1 protein-coding gene and 1 pseudogene are annotated in these 582 nt (G+C 75.1%); both read right to left on the bottom strand.

The genetic code is table 11. The annotated features are described in order from the left end of the window. Window positions 1-262: pseudogene (locus GH736_RS24085) on the bottom strand (permease); the annotation flags it as partial. Beyond that, window positions 259-582 (bottom strand): ATP-binding cassette domain-containing protein (locus GH736_RS24080; protein ID WP_159607623.1); only part of this gene is annotated, 324 nt, incomplete at its 5' end. The gene GH736_RS24080 and the pseudogene GH736_RS24085, both read right to left, overlap by 4 nt.

The following is a 582-nucleotide window of genomic DNA, read 5'->3' as shown; positions in this document are numbered from 1 at the left end:
GGTCGTCGCGGCGCCGCGCCGAGAGCCGCGCGGCCGCTCCCCCGAGCGACACGAGCGGCACGACGAGCAGCACGAGGGCGATCACCGCGAGCGCCTGGTAGAGGATGCCGTCGTCGTCGGTCCACGTCCAGAAGGTCTGCGCGCCGCCGATCACCGTGAGCAGCAGCGCCGTGACGATCCCGAACGCGGTGACGGGCAGCACGGATGCCGCGGCGCCGGCCGAACCCGGACGCGCGAGCAGCCACGCGACCCGGGCGATCATGCGGGCACCCGCTCTCCGACGATGCGACCGTCGCGCACGTCGACGATACGCGAGCAGCGTGCGGCGACCTCGGCGTCGTGCGTCACGACGACGAGCGTGCGGCCCTGGCCGGTCGTCGAGTCGAGCAGCGCCCGCATCACCTCGGCCGACGTGGTCGAGTCGAGGGCGCCTGTCGGCTCGTCCGCGAAGACGACGGATGCCCCGGTGACCTGCGCCCGTGCGATGGCGACGCGCTGCGCCTGCCCGCCCGAGAGCTGGCCGATGCGGCGGTCCTCCATGCCCGCGAGGCCGAGGGCGGCGAGCCAGCCCCGCCCGTACTC

The sequence above is a fragment of the Agromyces humi genome (assembly GCF_009720255.1).
In the GTDB taxonomy this organism is placed as follows: domain Bacteria; phylum Actinomycetota; class Actinomycetes; order Actinomycetales; family Microbacteriaceae; genus Agromyces; species Agromyces humi.
This window is presented reverse-complemented; position numbering and strand designations above follow the sequence as displayed.